Below are 16,032 nucleotides of genomic sequence, written 5' to 3' on the forward strand. Positions count from 1 at the left end.
TGTATCACCACTGCCACGACGAATCAGCCGAACGAGGCTTCTGATGGTGATTGAGTGCTCGCCGGGCGGGGTAGTCGACATACGCACCCCACTACCACGCGCGGCTCTGCGGCGCATCCGCAAAGACGGTCCTCCGACACCGCGCTGAGATCGGCGAGAGGTGCGCGAACGACCTACTCGTGAAGGGGCTCGACAAATGAAAACAAAGGGTCAGGTGGCGTTGGCCGTCGGCGCGGGCTACATGCTCGGTCGTACACACAAGATGAGAATGGCGCTGATGCTCGCGGCGGCGGGCGCGACCGGAAGATTCCCCGGCGGACCGCGAGACTTACTCGAACGCGGGACGAAAATGCTCGCGACCTCGCCGGAATTCGCCAAGATCAGCGGCTCCGTCAAGGAGGAGTTGATGACCGCAGCGAAGGCGGCAGCGGTCACTGCCGCCAGTCATCGCATCGATGCGCTGAGCAACCGGTTGCTGGCGGCAGGCGATGAGATCGAGGGCACGGTCAGCGATGCCACCGGACCTGTCGGTGAGGTCACCGGTATCCGGCGCCTCGGCCACAGAAAACACACCCGTGCGCGCGACGAGGACGACGAGGACGCTGCTGCCGACGAAGAGACCACTGTCGAAGAGATCACTGCCGAAGAGCAACCGGACGACGGAGCCGACGAGGAACCGACGCGGTCGGCACCGCGCCGTACCTCGAGCACCGGCAACACCCGAGCCACCAGCAAGCCACGGAAGGCGAAGTCCGACACGAACGACGACCGGAACGAAGAAGAAGAGCCGACACGCAGTCGCAGGACACGAGCCCAGGCCGCGACGGACGCTGCGCCCGTCCGACGCGCACGGAGATGATGACCATGACGAACGCCGCGAAGAAACTACACGAGGCCGGACCGGGCGACGGAGACGGCGCGTCGAGTGTGCTGCAGGACTCGATACAGAATCTGGTGTCCCTGGTGGCCGAACGAGCACTGTCGTCGGTCTCGGAGAAGGTGACGAACACCTCCGAACGACTCAATGACTACGCAACAGGCGACGGCGAAGGAGGGTTGCTGGCCGCTGTCACCGGTTCGGCAAAACAGTCCGAAGACGGGTCACCGCTCAAGTCCGCGATCAGTGGGGGCTGGGAGAACGCCAAGCAGACGGTCAAGGACAAGACTTCCGACGTCAAGGACGCCATCACCGGCGGCAGTGACGGCGGTGGCGGCGGTAGCGGAAAAGGCAAGAAGCTCAAGTTGACCAATATCGTCGAATCGATCGATGTCGGGGTCCCGGTCCAGCTGGCCTACGATCAGTGGACTCAGTTCACCGACTTTCCGTCCTTCATGAAGAAGGTCGAGCGGGTGGAGCAAGAATCGGACGAGAAGCTCGAGTGGAAGGCGCAGGTCTTCCTGTCCCACCGAACGTGGGAATCGACGATCCTCGAGCAGGTTCCCGACGAACGGATCGTGTGGCGCTCGAAGGGCGCCAAAGGCTATGTCGATGGTGCGGTGACGTTCCACGAGATGACTCCCGATCTCACCCGCATCCTTCTGATACTCGAGTATCACCCGAAGGGCTTCTTCGAGAAGACAGGGAACCTGTGGCGTGCACCGGGTCGTCGAGTACGTCTGGAATTGAAGCACTTCGGCCGGCATGTCATGACACAGGCCATCCTTCATCCCGACGACGTGGAGGGCTGGCGCGGCGAAATCCGGGATGGTGAGGTAGTCGAGACCGAGCCGGACGAAGCCGACGAGGGCGAGCCTGCCGAGGACACCGAAGAGTCCGAGGAACCCGAAGACACCGCCGAGGAGGAACCCGAAGAGGAGGACGAGGAGGAGGACGTCGAGGAACCTGAGGACACCGCAGAGGAGGAGGAAGAAGAAGCACCCCCGAAACGTCGGGGCCGCCCACGCAAAACTGCGGCCGCAAGTGAGAACCAGTCACCCCCGAAACGGCGAGGCCGCCCACGCAAGACCGCTGAGTCTGCGGGTTCGAGGCAAGGCGCACGGCGATGACAGCGATACAACCAGCGGGCGGTGGCGGCGGAGTCGGCGGTGGCCCCAGCTCGAGCAGCCTCGCCGATGTCATCGATACCATTCTCGACAAGGGCCTGGTCATCGACGCGTATGTGCGTGTCTCGCTGGTCGGCATCGAATTGCTGACCATCGACGCACGCATTGTCGTCGCCAGTGTCGATACCTATCTGCGGTTCGCGGAGGCGGTCAACCGGCTCGAGATCGGCGGCGAGCCCAAGGGCCTGACCGATCTGGTCGGGGACGTCACCGAGGCCGGCGCCCAATCGAAAACCAAGGGCGCACTCGAGGCTGCCGGCGAAAAGCTGGGCGATCTCCTCGGCGGGCAGGAACAACCTGAGCGCGAACGTGTGTCGCGCAAGTCCACGCGAGAGGACGAGTGATGTCCACGAACCGGGCCTCCGACGCGCCGGAAGAGCTACATACCACCGGCATCTACGTCTACGGCATCGTGCCTGCCGACGTCGAGACCGAAGAGGACGCTGTCGGGGTGTGCGACGGGCCGGTGAGGCTCGTCAGACACGGTGACATCGCCGCGCTCGTGAGTGACATTTCGGTGGACAGACCTCTGGGTAAACCCGTGGACCTGCAAGCCCATGCGCACCTTCTGGACGGCACTTCCCGTGTGGCGCCGGTTCTTCCGCTTCGGTTCGGGGCGGTGCTGACCGACTCCAACGCGGTCAAGGACGAACTACTCACAGCCCACGCCGACGAGTTCTCCGCAGCATTGGAGCAACTCGAAGGACGAGCGCAATACGTCGTGAAGGGGCGATACGTCGAACAGGTGATTCTGTCGGAAGTGCTCGAGGAGAATGGGCAAGCACGTGAGCTCCGTGAGGCGCTCCGTGATCAGCCGGAGGAGACCAGCCGCGACGCACGGATGGCCCTCGGCGAGATCATCAGTAACGCCATCGTGGCCAAGCGTGACGAGGACACCGCGAAGGTGGTCGAAGCGCTCACGCCGCTGGCCGACTTCCTCAACGTGCGAGAACCCACACATGAATTGGAGGCCGCGCACGTGGCGGTCCTGGTCGAGGTCGCTCGGCAGGACGAGCTCGAAACCGCGGTGGGTGAGTTGGCGCAGCAGTGGGACGGCCGAGTCGAGATGCGGTTGCTCGGCCCCCTCGCTGCCTACGACTTCGTGGTGGCCCAGCAACCGGAGGGATGAGGCCATGGGTGTGCTCTCGTTCATCGTCACCCTGCCGCTGGCACCGGTGCGGGGGGTGATCTCGCTGGCCGAAGTGATTCAGCGTCAGGTCGAGGAAGAACTGCACAATCCGGCCAGTGCGCGTCGTGCTCTCGAGGAGTTGGAGCAGGCGCGAGCGGCGGGAGAGATCTCTGCCGAAGAGGAAGAGCATGCGCAGCAGGTGATCCTCGATCGCATGACCGGAGCCGGACCCACGATCACTCCGGAGAAGGAGTGAAAGATCATGGCAGAAGCGGAGGACCCCCCGGCCCTGTCGGCGCAGGACATCGCAGAACTCGCGTTGCGCGACATCACCCACCTCACCGGAAAGAAATCGATGGGTGCAACGGCTGTGACGCCGACCGACGAGGGCTGGACGGTGGAGGTGGAGGTGATCGAGGATCGGCGCATCCCGTCCTCGACGGACATGCTCGCACTGTACGAGGTGGTGTTGGATATGGATGGAGAATTGCTGTCCTATCGCAGAACTCGCCGCTATACCCGCGGTGCCGGTGACAGTTCTAGCGGGCGGTCATGACCGTCGCCCGTGGAGGCCCGAGCAACCTGCCGCAGAGCTCCGGCGGCGGGCTGGGCGGCGGCCACCAATCGACCAACCTCGGTGAGATTCTCGAACGGGTACTCGACAAGGGTCTGGTGATCGCGGGAGACATCCAGGTCAATCTGCTCGACATCGAACTGCTGACGATCAAGGTGCGCCTGGTGATCGCGTCGTTGGAGACAGCGAAGGAGGTGGGCATCGACTGGTGGGAGCACGACCCCTGGCTGACCGGCAGGAACAGCGACGTCGAGCTCGAGAACCGGAAGCTGAGGGAGCGGATAGCCGAGCTCGAGGCCGACAGGTCGGTGCATCCGGCGGTCGAGGCCGCCGAACCGGTCGAGGCCGAGGTGGAGGCGACGCCGCGGGAGTCCGACGATGACCGCCGATGACGGTGTCTGGCTCTACGGCATCACCGCCGACAGCATCGACGATTCACAACTCGCCGGAATCACCGGCGTAGCAGGAGAACCGGTACGGACGGTGGTGGAGGCAGGCCTGGGTGCGGTGGTCGGGACGGTGAGCCTGAGCGAATTCGGGCAGGAACCTCTGCAGCGCCACCTCGAGGACCTCGACTGGCTCACCGTGGTCGCCAGAGCACACGACGCCGTCGTCGCTGCCGTACTCCGCCGCGGGCCCACCCTGCCACTGCGGCTGGCGACCCTCTACCTCGACGACGACCGCGTTCGTCTACTCCTCGACGCACGACACGAGGAGTTCGATGCAACGCTGCGCCGGGTGACAGGACGGAGCGAATGGGGCGTCAAAGCATTCGGAGACCCGAAGGCACTGGCGCAGAGCACGAAATCAGAATCTTCCCCGCCGGGCACAGCGGGCAAAGGAACGGCGTATCTGCTGCGCCGACGCGCTGAGTTGAGCGCACAACAAGACGTGGAACAGCGGGCGGCAGGCCATGCCGAAGAGATTCACTCCGCGCTTCTCGCTCACGCCGTCGACGGCCACCGGCGGCCGGTCACCGATCCGGTGCTGACCGGAAAGCAGGCCTGGATGATCTTCAACGGCACCTACCTCGTGAACGACGACCGGGTCGACGAATTCGCAGCGCTCGTCGCAGCACTCGATTCCGAACACCACGGCGTCACGGTGGAGCTGACCGGACCATGGCCTCCGTACTCGTTCGCCGGGACCGAGGTGGTGAACCCATGAGCGAGATGGTCCCCGCGAGCGACACTCGTCGCATCGCCCTCGTCGATCTGCTCGACCGAGTGCTCGGTGGTGGAGTCGTCATCACCGGGGAGATCACTCTCGCACTCGCCGACGTCGACATGGTCCGTATCTCGCTGCGCACCCTCATCGCATCCGTCAGCGCGCTCGTCCCCGACCCTGTCGAACTGGGCCCTACCGATGACTGAACCGGAGCCTGCCCACTCGCACGTGCAACCCGACATCGGCCGCCACGGTCTCCCTCAGCGGATCGACGCCGACCCCGAATCCGTCGAGCGTGGCCTGGTCACCTTGGTCCTGACCCTCGTCGAACTGTTGCGTCAATTGATGGAACGTCAGGCACTACGCCGCGTCGAGCACGGTGACCTCAGCGACGAGCAGATCGAACGCATCGGTACAACACTGATGCTGCTCGAAGAGCGCATGGCCGAACTACGGGATCATTTCGGTCTCACGCCCGAGGATCTCAACATCGACCTCGGACCACTGGGGCCGCTGCTGTCCAACGAATAACAGGGGCCCTTCGGATTTCACTTGATTCCCCACCGTCCGGCACTGGAGAGACGGCAGCGCCGAGATCGACGTCATGGCCCCGTCGCTGAAGGGGACACACTCCGACGCCGGGCTGTACTCACTCCCTCGAATGGCCCGGCCGGCAACCGGTCACCAACCTCAACTGTCGAGGCCGTGTTGCGGCGGCTCTCCCTCGTGGCGTTCCCCGGCATGGCTGGTGAGGCCGGTCTCCAGGAATACCACGCGGTCACCGATCTCCACGGCATGGTCGCAGAACGATTCGTAGAAGCGACCGAGCAGGGCCACGCCCCCCGGCGCAGCGCACTTCGCGGCCCTGCCGCGCACTGACCGGGGAACCTGCATTTTCGGGCTGACCCCCGCCCTGCCGTTGTCGGGTGTTGCCTCGATTCTCGTCTGGCACGATAACGGTTCGGAGACTTTGTCACCGTCCCCGCCGGAGTGATCGCCGTGCTGTGCGGATGGGTCGGTCTCGAGCGGGTCGATAAGGGATCCGCGACAGATCGTCGGACCGCCGCGGTCGGAGCAGTCTTGGGAGCGGCAGCGCTGTTCGTGGTGTTTCTCATGTTCGCGGCGACCCACAGCGCCGAATGATCACCGCTTCATGTTCGGATTCGGTGCGTCGGATCCGTTCGCAATCTCCTGCCCTTCGCCCAAGCCCGCACCGCAGCGAGCTGTTATCGGTCCCGGCCGGCACAGGTCACCGGCGACGTCCGTAGGTCGATCTCGTAGGCGACCGTCGTCAACGGTCAATCGGATCGTCTGTGCCAAGCCCTCGTCGATCGGCTTCCCGTCGAAGTCGTCGACGTACTCGACGACCTCCTTCTGCACCGCACACCTCCTGTATTGCCGTCCTCGCCGTGACCGATGCCGGGGGGTGGGCGCACCCCTACGGACGGGCTGCAACACAGCACCGACGGGCGGGCACACCTTCGCCGTGGTGCCCCGCGCCCCGCAGCTGACGCTGCTCTGCGCCGCGCAGGACGGATCCTTGTGGGGTATCGACACCGCTGGCACCAAGCTGCACAGCCGCACCGGGCAGAGTTGGGAGCAGCACGCGCTGGTCGGGCCGGTCGAAGCCGTGCTCGCTGTCGACTTCGACACCGCCTATGCCGCGAAGCCGCGTTGCTCTACCTGCTGAACTGAAACTGGACATGAAGGACGCGCCCGGAACTTCCTCAGCTCCTGCGATCTCACCGAGATTCCCGCGCGGGAAGTTTGCCGCAACTGCGCCCACTCAAAGCAATCAGCGCGACCGCCGGTCACCACCGTTGACATCATCTGGATCGCTGACACTGCTCTGCGCAGTCAATGCGATTGCCCGGCACAGCCAAGGCGCTCGGGCATGGAAGTCGGAGGTACGCTTGCCATCGAACGTACGCACATGAGCTGAGGAGCGGAAAATGCCACCGGTGAGTCCTGAGAACACTATCGAGATCACCCTCGACACGACTCTCAAAGCGCTCGCCAACCCGGTCCGTCGCCAGGTGGTGACCGCACTGTTGGAGACGCCCGGCAATCAGGTGTCGTCATGTGCCGCGTTCAACGTGTCCGTAAGTCGGTCCACGCTCACTCAACATCTCCGGGTTCTTCACGAATCCGGGATCGTAGAGACCGTCGACCACGGAAATCGAGTCTTCGTAGCGTTGCGTTGCGCCGCGATCGAGCAGCAGCTCCCCGGCCTGCTCGACGTTATTCGCCACGCCGGCTGACTGCCCTCCCACGTCCGACCCTTGATTCCGTTGGCCCCCTTCTGGCCTGAAGGTGGCAAGCGAGTTCGCGAACGGTGCCGAAAGGTTCGTATTTTTACGTACCTATGATGTAGTATTCAGGTTCGTAATTGTACGAACCACGCAAGGGATGAAATGGGAAAGCTCGAAGGCAAAGTAGCGGTCATCACAGGCGGTTCGAGCGGGTTGGCCTTCGCCACCGCCAAGCTTTTTGCAGAAGAGGGCGCACATGTGTTCATCACAGGCAGAAAACAGGATGCCCTGGACGCAGCCGTTCAGTCGATCGGGCGGAATGTAACGGGAGTACAGGGCGATGCAAGCAGGGTCGGCGATCTCGATCGTCTCTTCGACACCGTCAAACGCGAGAAGGGCAGCATTGACGTGCTCTATGCCAGCGCCGGAGCCGGAGAGGCCAGTCATCTCGGGGAGATCACCGAAGAACACTTCGATCGCCAATTCGGCTTGAACGCACGGGGAACACTCTTCACAGTCCAGAAGGCCCTCCCATTGTTCAATGATGGCGGATCGATCTTCATGACCGGTTCGATCGCTTCGGTGAAGGGCTGGCCTGGGTGGAGTGTCTACGCCGCCAGCAAGGCCGCTTTGCACGCATACTCGTGTCAACGTCCTGAGCCCGGGGCAGATCGCCACGCCGATTCAAGAAGAGCTGTTCGATGAAGAGACGAAGCGACAGTTCGAATCCTTGATCCCGCGTGGACAGATGGGCCGTCCCGAAGAAATCGCAACGGTCGCGCTCTTCCTCGCATCCGAAGACTCGACGTATGTCAATGGAGTCGAGCTGTCTGTCGACGGAGGCACTTCCGCCATCTGAAGGAACGACCCGTTCATATCGAGATCATCCGTCGGTGGCCACACGATGACCCCGGCACACCGCCCGGGTCGTGAGAAGTCGGAAGATGCATTCGGCAACCCGACGCCATTCGCGTCAATGCCGTCAGCCCAGGACCGATCGACACTCCGATCATGGACAGATGGGCTTGTCCGCCGATCAGGTCTCCGCGATCAAACAGAGCACGACCGAGGCACGCTTCCGGCGCAGGCGACCAAGTGGTCACCATCGCATTCCCAGAATCGGCCGAATCGGTCAACACCTACCCGATCGCGGTCCTTACCGACTCGGAGAACGCCGCCACTGCCACAGCATTCGAAGAACTCGTCCTCAGCCCCGAAGGACAGCAGGTTCTCGCCGATGCAGGCTTCACCGCGCCCTGACGGGAGAACGTCATAGTCCGCAGACCGCGTGGGCGTCTCCGCTACAACATCTGCTGAGCGCGCTTCCTTGTCATGCGGCCGTCGGTGGCGCCACCGCGAGCTCGCAGCGGCGTCGCCACCGCACCTGGGTCCCCGACAGGGCCTCAGCCCTCGAGGATCCGCTTGATCGCGGCGAGCGTTGTGGGGATTCCCTCGCGAGCGGCTTGCTCCCGCGCCGCGATCTCCCGCTGAGCCTCGGAGCCGAAGCGCTTTTCGAAGAATTTCTGCCCGGCCTCGCCGAACTGCCACGTCTCCGTCAACTCCGCGCCGTCGTCCGTGGGCTTGGTGAGATAGGCCCAGCGCACCACGCCAGGACCGACCGACCACGCGAACTCCCGGCCCGAATCGGCGACGACGACCTCCGAGCGAGTTTCCCAGGTGCGGTCGGGGGTCACGTTCCGACCGGTGAAGAAGGCACCGACCTCGGGTCCCTGCCCCTCGTCCCACCAGCAATGGGCGCACACCGGCGACCACTCGCCGGTCCGGGTCACATCCGATACCAACGCGTACACCTCCTCCGGAGTTGCGCGCACGACGACAGAGGACTGGAGGGTCAGAGGCAAGGTCTGCATGAGCCCCATCCTGCCTGCTGCCACAAGGAAGCATCGGGTCGGCCCATGAGCGAGACCCTCCCGCCTACGTCGCTCGGGTAAAGCTCAGGGTCTCCCCCACCACCCCCTGTATCCACAGGTCGTTGCACGCCACGGCGAGCTCGGGCAACCCGTCCTCGATGGTCGCGAACACATTTCCCGGCACCCACCCGACATCGCCGTTGATCAGCAGGTTGTTGCGGCCGTAGAACAGCGCCAGATCGGTGGCGCCCTGCTCATGGTGGGCCTCCGATCCCGGTTCGTACCCGTACGCTGGGTTGCCGATCTCCCACGGCTCGAAATCGAACAGGCACACATCACCGGGAATCGGTGTAACCGTGGGGTTTTCACGATGTGGCGCTGCCACGATCCGCGGGACGAGCGTATAGAGCTCGTTGCGTGCGTATTTCGCGTGGAACGCGGCGCCGCTCTGCGGTAGGGCGTTCCACACCGCCTCGCATGTCAGCGGCGCCTCCGCGTCGAGGAGTCGTGCACGGCAGGAGATGCCACGCTGGTCGAGCGTGATCGTGATGAAACGGGTCACAGAACCTCCTGGACGCGATCAGACTTCGGCGAGCACCTCGGACCAGATGCCGAGGGCGTCCTCGACCTGCTCGGAGGTGACGATGAGCGGCGGAATCATCCGCACGACGTTCATGTATGCCCCGCATGTCAGTAGCAACAGACCCTTGCTCGACGCGAGTTTCTGTGCAGCCGAGGCGCGTTCGCGATCGGGAACGCCATCTTCGGTGACGAATTCGCTACCCACCAGCAAGCCCAGTCCCCGTACATCACCCACGGCGTCAGTAGCCCGCGCCCGGACGCCTTCGAGTAGTTCGACACCGCGCGCCGCAGCATTCTCTACGAGGCCTTCCTTCTCGATGACGTCAAGAGTCGCGACCGCCGCCGCACACGACACGGCATTGGCGCCGTAGGTCCCACCCTGGGATCCGGGCCATGCCTTGGCCATGAGCTCTTCGGATGCCGCGATACCGGACAGGGGGAACCCGCTGGCGAGGCCCTTCGCGATCGTGATCACGTCGGGCCGGGTGTCGAAGTGCTGGTGCCCGAAGAACTTTCCGGTGCGCCCGAATCCGGTCTGGATCTCATCGAAGACGAGAAGGATTCCATACCGGTCTGCACGCTCGCGCAGGCCCCGGAAGAAGCGAGTGTTCCCCGGGACGTAACCACCTTCGCCGAGGACAGGTTCGACGATGAACGCCGCGGTTTCGGCCGGCGAGGTGACCGTCGCGAAGAGGTAGTCGAGTTCTTTGAGCGCGAAATCGGTGGCCTGTTCCTCGGTCCATCCGTAGCGGTACGCATTGGGGAACGGCGCGATGTGCACGCCACCCATCAGGGGACTGAACCCCGCGGAGAATCGGGTGCCCGAGGTGGTCATCGACGCGGCGGCGACGGTGCGGCCGTGGAATCCGCCGTGGAACACGATCACATTGGGACGTCCGGTCGCCTGGCGGGCAAGACGCAGCGCGGCCTCGACCGCCTCACTCCCCGAGTTCGCGAAGAACAACGAGTCGAGACCCTCGGGCAGGACCGCGCCGAGCCTTTCGGTGAGTTCGAGCAGGGGTTTGTGCATGACGGTCGTGTACTGGCCGTGGATCAACGAGCCGATCTGACGCTGCGCCGCTTCTACGACGTGCGGATGGCAGTGACCGGTACTGGTCACACCGATTCCCGCCGTGAAGTCGAGATATCTGCGTCCGTCGGTGCCATAGATGTAGCTGCCGGCGGCGTGGTCGACGGTGACGGGCGTGGCTTGCTGAAGCAGTGGAGACAGTCGAGTCATGACAACCCTCCCGGGTTCGGCGACCGAATTCGAATCCCAATCCTATTGTTGGATTGTTGACAATATGCATAACATGGGCGGAGGCCGAAGGCAACGGACGAAAGGCATGCCATGCCCGATCAGGCGGTCAATCAGAACGACAAGCTCAGCCCGAACGAAGAGGCAGCCATCCGTACGGTCCCGACGGGCCTCTTCATAAACGGTCGATGGCAGGACGCCGACCGCACGATGCCCGTCGTCGATCCGTCCACCGAACGAGAGTTGTGTTCGGTCGCCGACGCGAGCCCCGCCGACGGGATGCGCGCTCTCGACGCCGCGGCAGCAGCCCAGGATTCGTGGGCGCAGACGTCACCGCGTGAACGCTCGACGATCCTCGCGGACGCATATCGGCTCATGATCGAGAACGTCGATCGGCTCGCGCTCATCATGACGCTCGAAATGGGTAAGCCGCTCGCCGAAGCACGCGGCGAAGTCAACTACGCGGCCGAGTTCTTCCGCTGGTTCGCCGAGGAGGCCGTCCGCATCGACGGCGGCTACATGCAGGCACCCGCCGGTGGATCGAGATTCCTCGTCACCCGGCAGCCGGTGGGCCCGACCCTGCTCATCACCCCATGGAATTTCCCGATGGCGATGGGCACCCGCAAGATCGGCCCGGCCATCGCCGCAGGCTGCACGAGCGTGATCAAGCCGGCGTCGCAGACCCCGCTGTCGATACTCGCCCTCGCCGACCTCCTCAGCGAGGGGGGACTTCCGCCCGGGGTCGTCAACGTCGTCACCACGTCGCAGTCCGACGACGTGATGGCGCCGCTGATCCTCGACCCACGCTCACGCAAGCTGTCGTTCACGGGATCGACCGGCGTCGGCAAGCACCTGCTCGAACTGTGCGCGAAGACCGTCATGCGCACCTCGATGGAACTCGGCGGCAACGCGCCGTTCCTCGTGTTCGACGATGCCGATCTCGACGCCGCCGTCGACGGCGCGATGGCCGCGAAGATGCGCAACATCGGGCAGGCCTGCACCGCCGCAAACCGTATCCTCGTCCAGCGCGGTGTTGCCGAGGAATTCACGAAGCGCCTCACCGAACGCATGTCTGCGCTGCCGATGGGTCGAGGTGTCGAGGACGGGGTGGTCGTCGGGCCGCTCATCAACCGCGCCGCCGTCGACAAGGTCGGCCAACTCATCGACGACGCCGTCGCCCGCGGCGCGACCGTCGCCCTCGGCGGTACCCCCGTCGACCGAACCGGATACTTCTATCCGGCATCGGTACTCACCGACGTCACCGACGACGCGCAGATGTGCCACACCGAGATCTTCGGCCCGGTCGCGGCGATCAGCACCTTCGACACCGAAGAGGAAGCGGTCCGACGCGCCAACGACACTCCCTTCGGGCTCGTGTCCTACGTCTACACCGAGAACCTGCGACGGGGGCTGCGCGTATGCGAAGCCCTCGAAGCAGGAATGGTGGGACTGAATCAGGGCGTGGTCTCCAACCCTGCCGCACCGTTCGGCGGGATCAAGGAGTCCGGGCTCGGGCGCGAAGGCGGCTTCACGGGAATCGACGAGTTCCTGGAAACCAAGTACATCGGTGTGACGCTGTGATTATTCGAGGCCGTAGTTGTTCAGCGCTGTAGTCGTACAGCAGATGGGACGGGCGATTCCCTGACCATGGACTCTTCGGCGCAAACCCGGTCGTTCACGGCCGGGGTATATCCGATCTGTCGATCTTGTCGGTAGGTGTCCGTACGGTGCAGACATGCAGCTGCGATACCAATACCGCGTGTATCCGACGCCCGGACAGCAGGACATGCTGGCTCGGTCGTTCGGGTGCGCACGGGTGGTGTTCAACGACTGTCTGCTGGCCCGGCAGAACGCGTACGCAGCGGGGCTGAAGGTCTCGGACACCGACGTGCAGAGGTGGGTGGTGACCGAGGCGAAGAAGGCCCCGCAGCGGGCGTGGCTGGCCGAGGTGGCGTCTGTGGTGTTGGTGCAGGCCTGTCAGGATGCGCGGCGCGCGTACCGGAATTGGTTCGACTCGATGTCGGGGAAGCGGAAGGGCCGCAGGGTCGGGGCGCCGCGGTTCCGGTCCCGCAAGGACAACCGGCAGGCAATCCGGCTCACCCGCAACGGGTTCAGTATCCGGGACAACCGGAAGTTGTATGTGGCGAAGGTCGGCGAGTTGAAAGTCGTCTGGTCGCGGGATCTGCCGTCGGAGCCGTCGTCGGTCACGGTCATCAAGGACGCCGCGGGCCGGTACTTCGCGAGTTTCGTCGTCGAGACAACAGACGAGCCACTGCCGGAGTGCGATGCGGAGGTGGGTATCGACCTGGGTTTGACCACGTTCGCAGTCCTCTCCGATGGCAAGGTCATCGAGTCCCCGAAGTTCTTCCGCCGCGCCGAACGCAGACTCCGCAAGGCGCAGCAGAGCCTGTCGCGCAAGGAAAGGGGCAGCAAGAATCGGGCCGAGGCACGTGTCAAGGTCGCGAAGGCCCATGCCCGGGTGGCCGATGCCCGCAAGGATTGGGCGCACAAGCAGTCCACGGCGATCATCCGCGAGAACCAAGCGGTGTATGTCGAGGACTTGTGCATCACCGGGTTGGCGCGGACGCGGTTGGCGAAGTCGGTGCACGATGCCGGGTGGGGCGTGTTCACCCGTTTGTTGGAGGAGAAGGCTGCCCGGTTCGGGCGGGTGTTTGTGAAGGTGGATCGGTGGTTTCCGTCGTCGCAATTGTGCTCGGTGTGTGGGGTGCAGGATGGCCGGAAGCCGTTGTCGGTGCGTCGATGGCAGTGCCAGGCGTGTGGGGTGGTCCACGATCGCGATGTCAATGCTGCGAAGAATATTCTCGCCGCCGGACGGGCGGAGAGGCGAAACGCCTGCGGAGGGGCTGTGAGTCTTTCCGTGTAGCGGAGAGCGAGCCCTTGTGAAACAGGAACCACCGAAGCGGCATATCGTGTCGCAGGAGGAATCCCGGTCGTTCACGGCCAGGAGGACGTCAAAGGATCGCTCAATGCTGGCCACAACGGTGGCGCGGTTCCGCGCCGAGTTGAACACCCACCCGGTGGGTCGGGCCCTCCAGCACATTCTTGTGGGGCTCGGGCGGATCGAACTCGTCGACCGCGCGATGACGCTCGCTGCGCAGCTGTTCACTTCGGTTCTGCCCGTTATCATGGCTGCGTCGGTTCTCGTCGATACGTCAGCGATCCGGGAGACCCTCCTCGACCCGTTCGGAATCGATCCCGACGCGTTCGTCCAGGACGGGTTCGAGGTGACGTCCGAGGCTGCGGCGTTCGGCGCGGTGGGATTGCTGATGGTCCTCATCAGCGGCACCTCGTTCGCGCGTGCACTCGGCAGGGTTTACGGGAAGATCTGGGCCACGCCCGTGCTCCGTCTGTCCCATGCGTGGCGCTGGTGCACGGTCCTGCTCCTGGTGGCGTCATCCGCACTGCTCACCGGGATGATCCATCAGCTGGATGCCCCGACCCTCGAAGTGATTTCACAGTGGTGCATGTGGGTCTGCGTGTGGACGGCGTGTCCGTCGCTGCTCACCTCGGGACTCGTTCCCACTCGCATCCTGATCGCCACGGGTCTGCTCACCGCGACACTGTTGACCGCGGTGACCATCGGCGGCAGCGTGGTGCTGCCGCATGTCACGGCCGGTTCCGAAGCGCACTTCGGGGTACTCGGAATCGTCTTCACCATGGTCGGATATCTGTTCGTCGTCGCTTTGGTGCTCGTCGCGTCACCGGTGATCGTTCAATCGCTGATCGGAGACGCGCAGATCGCAGGCAACGACTCCGACGACGCCGAACGCCGTACATACTGAATCGGTGTCCTGGTCCGGCATCACCGAACCCGTGTTGAATCTGCCGCTGACCACGAGCGCAGCGGCGGTTGTCTTCACCGTCGCTGCACTCGTGGGGTTGTGCGTGCTCGCCGGTCGGCGGCGCACGCGGTGGCTTCTCGTCTACCTGCCGTTGCTCGGCGTGATCGCCGTGGTGACGACGGTGGTCGCGGCCGTGGTCATCGAGCAGGTGTGGAAACCGTTTCCCGACAGCCTCCCGACGACGGTCTACATCTGGGCCGGGATTGCGGTTCTCGCGCTCGCGCTTCCCGTGGGCCGACTGTTCAGTCGCGACCACACCCGACGCCACCTTGTCGCGGCGTGCGGGCTGATCGCGGCGTGGCTCGTGGTCACCGTGGCTGCAGCCGGCCAGATCAACGCTGTCTACGACGCGTACCCGACCGTCCGGGCGGCGCTGGGGTTGAGCAACTATCGGACTGTCCCGTTCGACTCGCTCGAACCGACGGACACGGTCGCCAGCGCCGACTGGATCCCGCCGTCGGACATTCCGCAGACCGGTGTCGTGACCACCACTCCGATACCGGGCGCGACGTCGGGGTTCCCGGCACGCAATGCCAACATCTATCTTCCCCCTGCCTATTTCACCGACCCTCGCCCGGAACTGCCCGTACTGGTGCTGCTGGCAGGGCAGCCCGGAAGTACCGACGACTGGCTCGTCGGGGGCAGGCTCACGCAGACCATGGATGCATTTGCGGCCGAGCACAGCGGACTCGCGCCGATAGTGGTGCTCGCCGATGGCACCGGCAGCCAGTTCGCCAACCCGCTGTGCGTCGACTCGCACCTCGGCAATGTCGCGACGTATCTGTCGGTCGACGTCCCCGCGTGGGTGCGGAGCAACCTTCAGGTCGATACCGATCCGACGGCGTGGGCGATCGGCGGGCTGTCGTACGGCGGCACGTGCGCGCTCCAGATGGCGACGCTACGACCGGACGTCTACCCCACGTTCCTCGACCTGTCCGGTCAGGCCGAACCCACGCTCGGCGACCGCACCAGCACGATCAACGAGGTGTTCGGTGGCGACGAAGCGGCGTTCGATCGAATCGACCCCGCGTACCTGCTGGCCCACGAGCGCTTCCCCGATTCCGCCGGTGCATTCGTCGTCGGCGCCGACGACAGCGAGTACCGACCCGGAGTCGAACAGCTCGCCGCCTCCGCGAAGGCGGCCGGAATGGATGTCCACCTCACCGAACTGCCCGGCAGCCACAGCTTCGAGGTGTGGTCCGCCGGGCTGGAGAAGGAGTTGCCGTGGCTCAGCCGTCGACTCGGACTGACAGACCAGTGACCCCGCCTCGT

Annotated in this window: 22 protein-coding genes and 1 pseudogene; 19 read left to right on the forward strand and 4 right to left on the reverse strand. The window is 64.5% G+C overall.

Translation table 11 applies throughout. The features are described 5' to 3' along the window. Positions 1–196 precede the first annotated feature (196 nt). From ACZ46K_RS29805 to ACZ46K_RS29855, 11 genes are all read left to right on the forward strand, one after another. A complete protein-coding gene (locus ACZ46K_RS29805; protein ID WP_054805037.1) occupies positions 197–859 on the forward strand; it encodes a hypothetical protein in 663 nt (220 codons plus the stop codon). A 5-nt stretch (positions 860–864) separates the two neighbouring features. Beyond that, positions 865–2,007, forward strand: a complete 1,143-nt coding sequence (locus ACZ46K_RS29810; RefSeq protein ID WP_464746305.1) for an SRPBCC family protein — start codon at positions 865–867, stop codon at positions 2,005–2,007. Further along, entirely contained in the window at positions 2,004–2,408 is a 405-nt protein-coding gene (gene gvpJ / locus ACZ46K_RS29815) for a gas vesicle protein GvpJ (RefSeq protein WP_054805038.1), read from the forward strand. The genes ACZ46K_RS29810 and gvpJ overlap by 4 nt, the downstream gene beginning before the upstream one ends. After that, on the forward strand, positions 2,408–3,193 hold the full coding sequence (locus tag ACZ46K_RS29820) for a GvpL/GvpF family gas vesicle protein (protein ID WP_054805039.1): 786 nt from the start codon (positions 2,408–2,410) through the stop codon (positions 3,191–3,193). The genes gvpJ and ACZ46K_RS29820 overlap by 1 nt, the downstream gene beginning before the upstream one ends. 4 nt (positions 3,194–3,197) lie before the next feature. Next, complete coding sequence (locus tag ACZ46K_RS29825; protein ID WP_054809996.1) at positions 3,198–3,449, forward strand: gas vesicle protein GvpG; 252 nt, start codon at positions 3,198–3,200, stop codon at positions 3,447–3,449. 6 nt (positions 3,450–3,455) lie between these two features. Next, positions 3,456–3,749 (forward strand): gas vesicle protein GvpO, encoded by a 294-nt coding sequence (gvpO, locus tag ACZ46K_RS29830; protein WP_464746306.1) that lies wholly within the window; start codon positions 3,456–3,458, stop codon positions 3,747–3,749. Beyond that, positions 3,746–4,159 carry a gas vesicle protein gene (locus tag ACZ46K_RS29835; RefSeq protein WP_054805040.1) on the forward strand — a complete coding sequence of 138 codons (414 nt, stop codon included), beginning with the start codon at positions 3,746–3,748 and terminating at the stop codon, positions 4,157–4,159. The genes gvpO and ACZ46K_RS29835 overlap by 4 nt, the downstream gene beginning before the upstream one ends. Then, positions 4,146–4,934: a GvpL/GvpF family gas vesicle protein gene (locus ACZ46K_RS29840; protein WP_464746307.1), complete on the forward strand. Its 789-nt coding sequence runs from the start codon at positions 4,146–4,148 to the stop codon at positions 4,932–4,934. The genes ACZ46K_RS29835 and ACZ46K_RS29840 overlap by 14 nt, the downstream gene beginning before the upstream one ends. Then, positions 4,931–5,140, forward strand: a complete 210-nt coding sequence (locus ACZ46K_RS29845) for a gas vesicle protein (protein WP_464746308.1) — start codon at positions 4,931–4,933, stop codon at positions 5,138–5,140. Before ACZ46K_RS29840 ends, ACZ46K_RS29845 begins: the two co-directional genes overlap by 4 nt. Then, positions 5,133–5,465, forward strand: coding sequence for a gas vesicle protein K (locus ACZ46K_RS29850; protein WP_054805055.1), 333 nt, complete (start codon positions 5,133–5,135; stop codon positions 5,463–5,465). Before ACZ46K_RS29845 ends, ACZ46K_RS29850 begins: the two co-directional genes overlap by 8 nt. Positions 5,466–5,639: 174 nt before the next feature. Further along, the gene (locus tag ACZ46K_RS29855) at positions 5,640–5,813 is read left to right on the forward strand and encodes a hypothetical protein (protein WP_464749521.1); all 174 of its coding nucleotides are present in this window, start codon (positions 5,640–5,642) and stop codon (positions 5,811–5,813) included. 264 nt (positions 5,814–6,077) lie between these two features. On the opposite strand, the gene ACZ46K_RS29860 is transcribed toward ACZ46K_RS29855, so the two are convergent. Next, a complete protein-coding gene (locus tag ACZ46K_RS29860; protein WP_054805041.1) occupies positions 6,078–6,314 on the reverse strand; it encodes a hypothetical protein in 237 nt (78 codons plus the stop codon). A 46-nt stretch (positions 6,315–6,360) separates the two neighbouring features. Between ACZ46K_RS29860 and ACZ46K_RS29865 the strand changes: the two genes are divergently transcribed. The 4 genes and pseudogenes from ACZ46K_RS29865 to ACZ46K_RS29880 all read left to right on the forward strand — a co-directional run bounded on the left by ACZ46K_RS29865 (position 6,361) and on the right by ACZ46K_RS29880 (position 8,446). After that, positions 6,361–6,624: a hypothetical protein gene (locus tag ACZ46K_RS29865; protein WP_054805042.1), complete on the forward strand. Its 264-nt coding sequence runs from the start codon at positions 6,361–6,363 to the stop codon at positions 6,622–6,624. A gap of 262 nt (positions 6,625–6,886) precedes the next feature. Then, complete coding sequence (locus tag ACZ46K_RS29870; RefSeq protein WP_054805043.1) at positions 6,887–7,195, forward strand: ArsR/SmtB family transcription factor; 309 nt, start codon at positions 6,887–6,889, stop codon at positions 7,193–7,195. 153 nt (positions 7,196–7,348) lie between these two features. Next, positions 7,349–8,045 (forward strand): annotated as a pseudogene (locus ACZ46K_RS29875) (SDR family NAD(P)-dependent oxidoreductase). Positions 8,046–8,197: 152 nt separating this feature from the next. Continuing rightward, entirely contained in the window at positions 8,198–8,446 is a 249-nt protein-coding gene (locus ACZ46K_RS29880) for a substrate-binding domain-containing protein (protein ID WP_464746309.1), read from the forward strand. Positions 8,447–8,589: 143 nt separating this feature from the next. On the opposite strand, the gene ACZ46K_RS29885 is transcribed toward ACZ46K_RS29880, so the two are convergent. The 3 genes from ACZ46K_RS29885 to ACZ46K_RS29895 are packed head-to-tail and all read right to left on the reverse strand — an operon-like array spanning position 8,590 to position 10,879. Continuing rightward, entirely contained in the window at positions 8,590–9,066 is a 477-nt protein-coding gene (locus tag ACZ46K_RS29885; protein WP_464749505.1) for an SRPBCC family protein, read from the reverse strand. A 55-nt stretch (positions 9,067–9,121) separates the two neighbouring features. Further along, entirely contained in the window at positions 9,122–9,619 is a 498-nt protein-coding gene (locus ACZ46K_RS29890; protein WP_054805044.1) for a DUF3830 family protein, read from the reverse strand. A gap of 18 nt (positions 9,620–9,637) precedes the next feature. Further along, entirely contained in the window at positions 9,638–10,879 is a 1,242-nt protein-coding gene (locus ACZ46K_RS29895; protein WP_054810123.1) for an aspartate aminotransferase family protein, read from the reverse strand. 111 nt (positions 10,880–10,990) lie between these two features. Between ACZ46K_RS29895 and ACZ46K_RS29900 the strand changes: the two genes are divergently transcribed. From ACZ46K_RS29900 to ACZ46K_RS29915, 4 genes are all read left to right on the forward strand, one after another. Continuing rightward, positions 10,991–12,478 (forward strand): NAD-dependent succinate-semialdehyde dehydrogenase, encoded by a 1,488-nt coding sequence (locus ACZ46K_RS29900; RefSeq protein WP_464746310.1) that lies wholly within the window; start codon positions 10,991–10,993, stop codon positions 12,476–12,478. A 154-nt stretch (positions 12,479–12,632) separates the two neighbouring features. Then, positions 12,633–13,781 carry an RNA-guided endonuclease InsQ/TnpB family protein gene (locus ACZ46K_RS29905; RefSeq protein WP_054805045.1) on the forward strand — a complete coding sequence of 383 codons (1,149 nt, stop codon included), beginning with the start codon at positions 12,633–12,635 and terminating at the stop codon, positions 13,779–13,781. Positions 13,782–13,884: 103 nt separating this feature from the next. Next, complete coding sequence (locus ACZ46K_RS29910) at positions 13,885–14,700, forward strand: hypothetical protein (protein ID WP_054805046.1); 816 nt, start codon at positions 13,885–13,887, stop codon at positions 14,698–14,700. A 4-nt stretch (positions 14,701–14,704) separates the two neighbouring features. After that, a complete protein-coding gene (locus ACZ46K_RS29915) occupies positions 14,705–16,021 on the forward strand; it encodes an alpha/beta hydrolase (protein WP_054805047.1) in 1,317 nt (438 codons plus the stop codon). The last annotated feature ends 11 nt before the right edge of the window (positions 16,022–16,032 follow it).

This window comes from Rhodococcus sp. JCM 9793 (assembly GCF_055380405.1).